Genomic DNA, 8,805 nt, shown 5'->3' with positions numbered 1-8,805 from the left:
TCGGGGAGCAGGCCCTGAGCGCGCGCCATCGCCCGGTAGCGGACAACAGCCCTGGTGGACACACCCAATTCGTCGGCGATCTGACCCGCGGTCCGGTGGGCACGGGTGAGCTCGGCGGCTACCCGTATCCGCCGCACGACGGACACCGAGTCGGTGTCCACGCTGCAGGCGCTCACATCCTCTCCTCGGAGGCCGGGTGGATGCCGCCCTGGTCGTCGAGGAGAACCCGGGCACCCCGGTAGAGCACCGGGGCCGCGGCCGGGTCGTCGCCGCGGTGGACCTGCCAGCCGTTGTCGTACCGGTCGGACGCTCCGTCAGCCAGCGCGTGACATCCGGCGGAGGCGTCCGGGCCGCACACGGCGAGCAGGTTGGACAGCCGGTGTGTGCCCGGGTCGCTGGTACCTCCGGTGCCACGCCGGGCCCGGTGCTGGATCGACCGCCAGCCGGGCCGGAGCGGCTCGCCGCCAATCTCGCACCGGCCGTCGGCGCGCTCATACACGGCGGCCCGGGTCTCTGCGGGCAGCCGGTTCGCCGGCGTCTTCGCGCACGTACGGGACGCGGCGCGCGGCTGGTTCGTACGGGGCGACCCGCCGCGGGCAAGTCCGGTCCGCCGCTGTGGTCCCGAGCCGCGCGGGAGCGGGGTATGACGATGGAGAGTCAAGGTACTGAATCCAATTCGTGAAAAGTACTTGCAATTGATCAGGCGGGGCCGGTCGCGACCAGCCCCGCCTCAGTCAGTCAGTCGTCCGTCCGGCACGGCCAGCACACCGCCGCGCCGTCTACTGCTCGCAGGTGAAACCAGCCATGGAACGGGCACGGAGTCATCAGCCCCGGCCCCGGCGGGTGTTTCGTCAGGGACATCTGCGCCCGGTAGGGGCCGCCGGTGACCCGCGTCGGCGCGAGCAGCTGGCACACCAGGCACCGGCCCACTCGGAATCCTTCGGCCACGTACAGGCCTCTGCCTGGCCCCGGGCAGAGGGTCGGCGTGTCCCACATCCACGGCTCGTACGCCAGGTCGACCGTGAGCGGGTTTTCCACCTGTCCGGCACCGATCGCCCGGCCCTCACAGGTTCCGCACGCCGGCTCCCCCGCCGGAGGCTCGTCGACCTCGAACACGCCGTAGTAGCCGATGTGCTGACCGCACCACAGCCGCCACGACGGCCCCCGACTCTCGTCCCGCACCTGGTAGCCGGAGCGGATCCGATGCCAGCGGCCCATCCCGGGGGTCCGCACATACCGAGGGCCCTCGGTCAGCGGTATCGCGACGCGGAGGTTCGGCCAGTCGCCCCGCGCCACCGGCGGCAGCAGCTGCACCCGCGCACCCATCAGGACGCCCGGTGCGCGCCGCCGGTACGACGGCGGATCACCAGAGTCGCATCCAGATCCGGAACAGCCGGCGGCAGCGCCGGCAGGGCACGCACTGGCCTCGCGACCGGCCGCGCCACCCCGTCGCACACGCACCGGGGCGCGGAAAACCGGCCCAGTGTGAACGAGGTGAGCGCGACCATCAGGCCCAGCAGAAGAAACGGCAGACCGTCCATCAGGGCTGTCATAGCCGCACCACCGGGCCCGCGACGGCGCTGGCCGGCTGGAACAGACAGTCCAGGATCCCGACCGCGCAGATCGTCACCATCGGCACCGGGCTCGGCGGAACCGGAACGGCCACAGCAGGGGCGGGGGCCTGTGGTGGCGAGGTGGGGCCGGCCAGCGCAACCGCCCCCGCGAGGCATACTGCCCCCGCCGCCGCCCGCACCCTGATCACTGGACACCGCCAGAAGAGGCCCGTTCCACGCTGATCGTGTCGGGCTTCTCCTCTTCGGTGATCAGATCCTCCCAGGGGATTCCCATATCACCGAGCCCGGTCTTCTTCAGTCGATCCATCGTCACGGCTCGCTGTGCACGGATCAGGATCGTTTCGACCTGCCTCTCGGTGATCCTAGGCATATCGATCTCGCCGGTCTCCGGGTTACACAGCAGCGCCGGAGCGATACGAGCGAACGCCCGGGGCACGTTGTGGACGCTGGTCTTGTTCTTCTTCCGCCGCGCGATCCACCCGCCGGGGTGGTCGTACCGGTTCCGGATCCACCCCCAGGCCGGAGCCCCGCGGCGGTCCAGCACCTTACGGAGCACGCCGAGGTCCTCTACCGCCTTCTCGACCAGTCCGGCCAGTTCGACTGTGTCGGGGAGCTTCATGTCCGCGGGCAGGCTGTCCGCCAGCTCGGCGAGCTTGGCGGCGTCCTCGACTAGATAGGCGAGGATCTTCCGTGCATCGTCAGCCGTCAGCGCCGGCTGTGTTTCAGTCGTCATCATTTCCCCCATCGGGTTGTTCTCTGGTTCGTTGGTGATGCACTGCGGTTCGCCGATGTAGCCGCAGCTGAAGCCGCCCCCGCACCGCCCATCCGGGTCATGGCCGGGGAGCTGGTGCACCCGGGCGTAGTAAGGGCATCCGCCGCCGTCGTAGATCGGGCGGGGGGTGGCCCCGGCCGCCGTGGTGGCGGCCGGGGCGACAGAGGCGATCACGGTGTGGACCCGCCGAGGATCGGATTCACGGCGAGCCATTCGCCGCAGTCGCACGGCCCGATCTGCTCGGGATAGCAGAGCTGCCCCGTGGGGGCGTGGTCGGATCCCCGTTCGATCCGAACCGGGATCGGTTCCATGGAGATCTCGTAGTCCCCTGCCGGGTTGTCGTGGCAGTCCGCGCAGGACACGGATGCGCTGCTCGCGTCGATCTCCAGTTGCCACCGGTGCCCGCCGGGCCGGGCGGCGCAGGCGGCCTGCTTCTCCTCCTGCTCCTGCCAGATGGAGCCCATCGGGTGGGCCTCGGTGTCCGCCGGCTGGCTGGCGTCGAAGAGGTTCATGCCGCATTTCTGCGGCGGATGCGGCGGGGCTTCACCAGGCTCCAGCGGCGGGCAGCAGAGCGCACGGTTCCCGCCTGCTGCTTCCGCCGGAGTTCGGCCCGCACCTCGTCGATGGGCCGCCCGAGCGCGGCGGCCAGTTCCCGGGCGCGGATCGGGTCCCGGGCGATGTCGAGCAGCAGATCCAGCGCCATTCCGAGCGGCATGACCGGCTTCCCGCCGCGCGTGAGCAGCGTGCAGCCCTCGGGGATGTCCACCGTCCGCATGGACCAGCCGCCGTTACTCGCGTGCTCGTGCGGCCGGGACAGCGTCCACGGCGTGTCGCCCGGGTCGACTTCCTCGTCCGGTGCGTACATGGCCTGTGTGCGCCCGTCCGGGAAGAGAATCGTGTCGTCCAGGTGGGCCGTGCGCGGATCGTAGCCGGTCAGGGCATCCACGAGATCCACAGCGTTCATGCGTCGTACCCGTTACCGAACGTGTCGAGATCCGTGGCCATGGTGGTGTCCTCGTCCGCGCTATCGGGGTAGGTGGTCTCGGCCGGTGCAGGCGCCATGGGCGGGACGGTTCCGAACTGCTTCCCACGCCAATCGAGCACGTTGCCGAGCGAGATCACACGGCCCGCCGGGTCGGCCGGGTTGAGGACCCATGCACGGGTCAGACCCGCGGCATGCGCCTCCGACCAGAGGCCGCGCAACGTGGCGTATGTGGCGCTGGGGTCCAGCGCCTGCGCGAGGCAGCCAGCCACGGATAGGGCCGGAACCCCGCCCGCCGCCCAGTCCGCGAGAGTCCGCGCCAGGTCAGGATCTGGCTCGGTCGACTCCTGTCCCAGCAGGCCGGGGCAGACGGAGGAGGTGACAGTGGTCCGGCCGTCGCCGTCCACCTCGACGACCGTGCCGATTTCCTGGATCAGGCCGTCTCGCTGCTCTGGCCGTGTTCCGACTGGCCGGCCGATGTGCCGGCCGGACCCGTTGGGCTCCACCACCCATTCGGATTTCGTCTTGACGGTGACGATCAGGTGCCCGCCGTAGGTCAGCAGAGCGGTGGCCAGTCGACGCTCGGCGGGGCGCATCGCGGCCCAGCCGGTGTTCGGATCTCTCCGAACGGTCTTTTTGTCGACCAGTTCGAGATGGCCCCCCGGTCCGGTCCACCAGGACTCCAGACCGTCGATAACCAGGACGGGTTCTCCCTGGTCATGCATCGTGGCGATCAGTGCGGGGATCATGTCGGGGTGGAAGTCGCCCTCGATCCTGATCAGGTCGAAGGCGAACTCGTTCGGGCCAGGTGCCGCCGGGTCGGCCTGTGCGTAGGCGCGGGCGGCGCCCTGATGGGTGTCGACCAGCACGACCCGGCCCGCCTCGCCCGCGAGTTCCCGCGCGTAGCGGAGCGCGGCGAGCGTGCGCGGCGCCCCGTCGGGGCCGGCGATGGCGATCCGGGCCGGCTGCCGGTAGCGCACAGCCGGAGCGGCCGGGAAGGACCAGCCGGTCACCGGCCGGTACCCGCGGGATGACCGCCGTGCTCGGCGCACAGCCGGCCGCCGGCGCCGGGGGCGATGCGCGGCGCGTCCCTTCCTTCCACTGTGCAGAACAGGCACGGCACCGTGCCGGGCGGGTGGATCAGGGTGAACAGGGCGAGGACCACATTCGACTCGGCGAACAGCTCCGCCACCTGGTAGTCGCCATCGGTCAGCGGCCCGTGGAGGTTGGCGGTCAGGTCCCCGGCAACCTCATTCGGGGTGATCTTCCTTGCGCGGATCGCTCGGTCCTGCCGAACGGCGGCGACCAGGTCGAACGCGGCGCCGATGAAGTCGGTGCCGCCGATGTCCCAACCGTCCGCAGCGTGCTCCGACGCTGCGGGCAGCATCGCCGCGCCGTCCCAGATCACGGCCTGCAGGGCAAGCGCGTGCATCCGCGCGGCCCGTATTGCGAGCGTTCGAACGCGCTCGTCTGTACTCTCTGGAGTCATCCCTGTGGGCTCTCTTCGTTGAGCGGGTTCTGCATGGGGCTCGCGGTGTCCGGCTGGCTGCCATCCGGCCGGCACCGCTGTTCTTCTTCCGGGGCGTCCCAGCTGTCGCCGAGCACGGTGTTGATCCGTGCCCGCATCTCCGGCGAGACCGCGCATGTGCCGATCTCCATCCGAGCCAGATGGGGCTGTGAGATCCCCGCCTCGACTGCGAACGGGCGCTGGTGTAGCCAGCCGGCCTGTTCGCGTGCGGCGCGTAGCTGTGCTCCGGCCTGGCGTCGGGCCGCATCCCCCGGTTTGCCACCGTCGGTGGCTCTGCGACTCACGAGACGTACGATACATGAATCGTAAAAAGTACTTACTCTGACCAGGCCAAACGCTCCGACAACGCATCGCGGGTTGGCACACCGTAGAGACTGCGATACATGAATCGCGTAGCATGCCCGCATGAGCTTCCGAGCCCTGCTGCGCGAGCAGGTCGACAAGCACGGCGGGGCCCGGTTCCGTACTCAGCGCGAACTCGCCGAGTACTTGGACGTGCCGGAGGCCTTGCTCTCCAACTGGGTCAGCGGCAAGGCCAAGCAGCCCCGCGGTGGCCTCACCGAGGCCGTCGCCATAGCCAAACGGCTCGGCTACAGCGAGGAAGACGCACTCAAAAAGATCTATCTGGAGGAGCCGGACGAGACCCCCGCTCGCTCCCGCAAGGCCCCCACTCCACAGGAGATCTTGCGGGATCACTACCGGGTCCCGCCCGAACTGATCGACCGATTTGATGATCTAGATCTAGATAGTCCGGACGTGATGGACGCGGCTTGGCGGGCCGCTCTCGGGGCGCTGGAGGCTATCGCGAAGCGGCCTGACAGGCAGGATGGGCCATAAGTCTCGACTACGCTCTGTTAGTTGACGTCCTACGTCAGCACGCCAGGAATCACGTTCCGTACCTAATTGACAACGGGCAAACACGGCTGTATCCGCAGGTGACAACCCGATTGCGTTAGTCCGTCAGTAGGCATAGACACATCCCCCTACGCGCACGGTGCGCGTCGAGGGGGGTACACACGTGCACACAGTCACCACCGCCCCTATGGGCGGGATAGTCATGCTGCCCGTAGGAACGGTCTGGGTCCTGGTCCTCTCCGCAACGAGGACCAGCATTGCAGCGCTCGACGCCACCGCCCAGAAGATCGCGGAAGGCTACTGGGCCTGGGACGACATCACCATCCATCCCGGCCCGCCCTGTCCCGCGGGTGAAGTCGAGCTCCACCGCCGGATCACCGAGGCCGTCCCGGACCTGACCGACGCCGAGTGGTCACGGTTCACCAGACGGTCCCTCCGCGGCCTGCGGGTCGACGTCGACCCCCGAAGCGACGTCGGCCCAGACGCCACGGAGACGACACCTGGCCTCACCCCGGCATCCAGCAGAACCTGAGCTCCAGCACCACAAAGCGCCCCGCGGACAGCACCCGCGGGGCGCTCGCCGTTTCACAAATTTCTAGTAAGTACTTTGCGCTACTCGCACATTGTGATACCCCTATGCCCAGGGTCCAACTGGACCCAGGTGGACACGTCCGGGCCGACCTAGACCAGCCCGGACAGTAGATCAAGCAGGCGAGGGGCGCGACGTGACAGACGTGACGGAGTGGACACGTGGGGCGATAGAAGCCCTCGGCCCGACCACCGATGTACCGACCACCGCCCAGATCCTCGATCTGGGCGCATGGACGGTCTACGACATGATCAAGCGCCAGACTTGGACGAACACGCGGGTGCTGCGATACGGCCGCCGCATCAAGATCCCTACTAGCGATCTGGTGTCACTGCTCTACCCGTCCACCCAGGGTGGGAGCGAGCCGGCAGCGGCGGGCGGGCGCCTTGCTGCGGTACACGCGTGAAGCCGTACAAGAAGTGCTCGTGCCGTTACCCCGGCACGCGGCGGCTCATGGGTAAGGCCTGCCCCGACTTGGAGAAAAGGGGGCACGGGAAGTGGTACGGCCGGTACGACGCACCCGCCGCGCCCGGGGAGAAGCGCAGACAGCCCGAGATCGGGCCGTACAACACATCCACGGAGTGCAAGGAAGCTCTCGCGAAGGCCGTCATCAACCGCGGCGGAGCCGCAGGCCGCACCACCGACCCGAAGATCAAGGTGGCGGCCTTCTTCGCCGAGCGGTACGAGGCCCGGCGCGAGGAGTCCGAGCGTGGTGAGGGGCTGAAGCCCAAGACGCTCGCCTCCGAGAAAGAGATCATTGACCTATACGTCGCGCCGGGCCTCGGTCACTTGGCCATGGCCAGGGTCACCACAGACGACATCCGGGGCCTGTATGCCGCCATGCGGCTGATCAACGTTGAGGGCGCCGAGCCAGGCGAGCACGCCGAGCTGTTGCGCCGGCTCCTGAAAGCTCGAGCGACCCGCGACGGCGGCCGACGGTGGCAGACCCAGCCGATATCCGAGGCTCGGATCCGCCGAGTCCACGCCGTGTTAACCGGCGGCTTCAACGACGCCGTCCACGCCTGGAAGGTCATCGAGGTGAGCCCCGCCGAGGGGGTCTGGCGCACCAAGGGCGGCACCCGGCGGAAGCGTCGTGTCCGCCCGCTGTTGTGGACCGACGAGCGGGTCGAACGCTGGCAGGAGACCGGACAGATCCCCTCCCCCGTCATGGTCTGGACCCCCGCGCAGGCCGGAAACTTCCTCGACTTCCTCGAAGCGATCGAGGAGCGGCTGTACGCCCTATACCACCTAGATTCGTACTGGGGGCTGCGCCGCGGCGAACTCGTCGGCCTGGAGCGGTCCGAGGTTTCCATCCCCCGCCGGCGACTTCACATCCGCGCGTCGCAGACCGACGACGAACTCGACGACACCAAGAGTGAGGCCGGCGACCGGCAGATCGTCGTCGACGCGACCACGGCCGCGGTACTGAAGTCCGCGGCCGTGCAACAGGCCGCCGAGCGACTCCACTGGGGCGAGGCCTACCAGGACAGCGGACGCTTCTTCACCCAGCAGAACGGGCAGGCGCTTCGCCCGGAATATCTGACCGAGCGATTCGCCCTGCTGCTGGACATGTACGCGACGATGCGCGCACGGCTCGACGACGGATGGACGGTCGAACGGGTCGCCCGGCGGCATCGGCGTCCGGTGGCGGCGGTCCAGATCGTCGCGGCGATGCCGCTCCCCCCGATCCGCTTCCACGACCTCCGGCACGGCGCCGCCACGATGCTGCTGGCGACCGGAGCCGACATGAAGCTCGTGGCGGACGTCCTCGGGCACGCCTCCGCCAACTTCACGCGAGACGTGTACGCGGTCGTGGCGGAGGAGCTGGCGGAGGCCGCGGCGGCAGCGATCGAGGCGTTCGTTCCCCGGCGGAACCGGCGGCGGGCGGGGTCTGGATGAGGTCCGCACCGAATGTGCAATCCATGTGCAATCCAGAGAGGGTTTTGATCTTGAAAGTGGTTCTAGAAGCGGCCAGGCGCTTCGAACAAATGTTCAAAGCGCCTGGTCAAGGGCGGAGGCTCGGGGATTTGAACCCCGGATGGGCTGTAGACCCAAACCGCATTAGCAGTGCGGCGCCATAGACCGGACTAGGCGAAGCCTCCTTGAAGGTGCGTCCCAAGCATAGCGCCCCGCACAGCGGACCAGACCACGACCCTCCCGTGCGGAGCGCAACACTCCTCCAATGGCGCCATGCCGCGCTCCGGATCGGCTGCCCTCAGGTGGCGGACGGCGATGACGGTGACGTGGACGAGACGGAGAGCGACGGCCCGTCGCCAGTGCTGGAGCCCGCCGGCGTACCTGCGGTGAGGGCTGCCAGGACGACGGACGCCACCTCCGCGCGCCGTTCGCTGCTGAGCACCGCGGCTGGTCGCGTGCCGGCCGGCCCCTCGACCGGATCCTCCACGTAGAAGGCATCGACCACGTCCAGGCCCAGGGTCGCGACGATCGCGGTGCGGACGTCCAAGCCCGTCTCGGCCAGCGCCCTGGCGATGCGGTGCAGCACGC

General features: G+C 68.9%; 14 protein-coding genes, 1 tRNA gene and 1 pseudogene. 4 read left to right on the top strand and 12 right to left on the bottom strand.

Features of this window, described 5'->3' with window-relative positions; all coding sequences use genetic code 11:
• From FREUN1FDRAFT_RS48390 to FREUN1FDRAFT_RS42575, 10 genes are all read right to left on the bottom strand, one after another.
• A partial coding sequence (locus tag FREUN1FDRAFT_RS48390) for an HTH domain-containing protein (RefSeq protein ID WP_369809856.1) occupies window positions 1-137 on the bottom strand: 137 nt, incomplete at its 3' end.
• Between the two features lie 35 nt (window positions 138-172).
• A complete protein-coding gene (locus FREUN1FDRAFT_RS36540) occupies window positions 173-499 on the bottom strand; it encodes a hypothetical protein (RefSeq protein ID WP_006545446.1) in 327 nt (108 codons plus the stop codon).
• 239 nt (window positions 500-738) lie between these two features.
• Window positions 739-1,314 carry a hypothetical protein gene (locus FREUN1FDRAFT_RS36530; protein WP_157475779.1) on the bottom strand — a complete coding sequence of 192 codons (576 nt, stop codon included), beginning with the start codon at window positions 1,312-1,314 and terminating at the stop codon, window positions 739-741.
• 11 nt (window positions 1,315-1,325) lie between these two features.
• Window positions 1,326-1,553 carry a hypothetical protein gene (locus FREUN1FDRAFT_RS36525; RefSeq protein ID WP_006545444.1) on the bottom strand — a complete coding sequence of 76 codons (228 nt, stop codon included), beginning with the start codon at window positions 1,551-1,553 and terminating at the stop codon, window positions 1,326-1,328.
• A gap of 205 nt (window positions 1,554-1,758) precedes the next feature.
• Window positions 1,759-2,520 (bottom strand): hypothetical protein, encoded by a 762-nt coding sequence (locus FREUN1FDRAFT_RS36520; RefSeq protein WP_006545442.1) that lies wholly within the window; start codon window positions 2,518-2,520, stop codon window positions 1,759-1,761.
• Window positions 2,517-2,858: a hypothetical protein gene (locus FREUN1FDRAFT_RS36515; protein WP_006545441.1), complete on the bottom strand. Its 342-nt coding sequence runs from the start codon at window positions 2,856-2,858 to the stop codon at window positions 2,517-2,519. Before FREUN1FDRAFT_RS36515 ends, FREUN1FDRAFT_RS36520 begins: the two co-directional genes overlap by 4 nt.
• Window positions 2,855-3,310 (bottom strand): hypothetical protein, encoded by a 456-nt coding sequence (locus tag FREUN1FDRAFT_RS36510; protein ID WP_006545440.1) that lies wholly within the window; start codon window positions 3,308-3,310, stop codon window positions 2,855-2,857. The genes FREUN1FDRAFT_RS36515 and FREUN1FDRAFT_RS36510 overlap by 4 nt, the downstream gene beginning before the upstream one ends.
• Window positions 3,307-4,341, bottom strand: coding sequence for an AAA family ATPase (locus FREUN1FDRAFT_RS40495; RefSeq protein WP_006545439.1), 1,035 nt, complete (start codon window positions 4,339-4,341; stop codon window positions 3,307-3,309). The genes FREUN1FDRAFT_RS36510 and FREUN1FDRAFT_RS40495 overlap by 4 nt, the downstream gene beginning before the upstream one ends.
• Window positions 4,338-4,760, bottom strand: a complete 423-nt coding sequence (locus FREUN1FDRAFT_RS36500) for a hypothetical protein (RefSeq protein WP_035957301.1) — start codon at window positions 4,758-4,760, stop codon at window positions 4,338-4,340. Before FREUN1FDRAFT_RS36500 ends, FREUN1FDRAFT_RS40495 begins: the two co-directional genes overlap by 4 nt.
• Before the next feature lie 53 nt (window positions 4,761-4,813).
• Window positions 4,814-5,140, bottom strand: a complete 327-nt coding sequence (locus tag FREUN1FDRAFT_RS42575; protein WP_157475778.1) for a helix-turn-helix transcriptional regulator — start codon at window positions 5,138-5,140, stop codon at window positions 4,814-4,816.
• Between the two features lie 121 nt (window positions 5,141-5,261).
• On the opposite strand from FREUN1FDRAFT_RS42575, the gene FREUN1FDRAFT_RS36495 reads away from it, so the two are divergent.
• The 4 genes from FREUN1FDRAFT_RS36495 to FREUN1FDRAFT_RS36480 all read left to right on the top strand — a co-directional run bounded on the left by FREUN1FDRAFT_RS36495 (window position 5,262) and on the right by FREUN1FDRAFT_RS36480 (window position 8,199).
• Window positions 5,262-5,693, top strand: a complete 432-nt coding sequence (locus FREUN1FDRAFT_RS36495) for a helix-turn-helix transcriptional regulator (RefSeq protein ID WP_006545436.1) — start codon at window positions 5,262-5,264, stop codon at window positions 5,691-5,693.
• Window positions 5,694-5,874: 181 nt separating this feature from the next.
• Entirely contained in the window at window positions 5,875-6,243 is a 369-nt protein-coding gene (locus FREUN1FDRAFT_RS36490; RefSeq protein ID WP_006545435.1) for a hypothetical protein, read from the top strand.
• A 193-nt stretch (window positions 6,244-6,436) separates the two neighbouring features.
• On the top strand, window positions 6,437-6,706 hold the full coding sequence (locus FREUN1FDRAFT_RS36485; protein WP_006545434.1) for a hypothetical protein: 270 nt from the start codon (window positions 6,437-6,439) through the stop codon (window positions 6,704-6,706).
• Complete coding sequence (locus FREUN1FDRAFT_RS36480; RefSeq protein WP_006545433.1) at window positions 6,703-8,199, top strand: site-specific integrase; 1,497 nt, start codon at window positions 6,703-6,705, stop codon at window positions 8,197-8,199. The genes FREUN1FDRAFT_RS36485 and FREUN1FDRAFT_RS36480 overlap by 4 nt, the downstream gene beginning before the upstream one ends.
• 113 nt (window positions 8,200-8,312) lie before the next feature.
• Here FREUN1FDRAFT_RS36480 and FREUN1FDRAFT_RS36475 read toward each other — a convergent pair.
• Both FREUN1FDRAFT_RS36475 and FREUN1FDRAFT_RS36470 read right to left on the bottom strand, forming a co-directional pair.
• A tRNA-Ser gene (locus FREUN1FDRAFT_RS36475) sits at window positions 8,313-8,402 on the bottom strand.
• A gap of 113 nt (window positions 8,403-8,515) precedes the next feature.
• Window positions 8,516-8,805: pseudogene (locus FREUN1FDRAFT_RS36470) on the bottom strand ([protein-PII] uridylyltransferase); the annotation flags it as partial.

Source organism: Parafrankia sp. EUN1f, from assembly GCF_000177675.1.
GTDB lineage: Bacteria > Actinomycetota > Actinomycetes > Frankiales > Frankiaceae > Parafrankia.
The sequence above is the reverse complement of the archived record's forward strand: the minus strand, read 5'-3'. Positions and strand labels throughout refer to the sequence as shown.

Coding starts and splice junctions, on each gene's coding strand:
- FREUN1FDRAFT_RS36525 (WP_006545444.1), bottom strand. CDS start 1,553: ATGACAGCCCTGATGGACGGTCTGCCGTTTCTTCTGCTGGGCCTGATG.
- FREUN1FDRAFT_RS36495 (WP_006545436.1), top strand. CDS start 5,262: ATGAGCTTCCGAGCCCTGCTGCGCGAGCAGGTCGACAAGCACGGCGGG.
- FREUN1FDRAFT_RS36500 (WP_035957301.1), bottom strand. CDS start 4,760: ATGCACGCGCTTGCCCTGCAGGCCGTGATCTGGGACGGCGCGGCGATG.
- FREUN1FDRAFT_RS36515 (WP_006545441.1), bottom strand. CDS start 2,858: ATGAACCTCTTCGACGCCAGCCAGCCGGCGGACACCGAGGCCCACCCG.
- FREUN1FDRAFT_RS36510 (WP_006545440.1), bottom strand. CDS start 3,310: ATGAACGCTGTGGATCTCGTGGATGCCCTGACCGGCTACGATCCGCGC.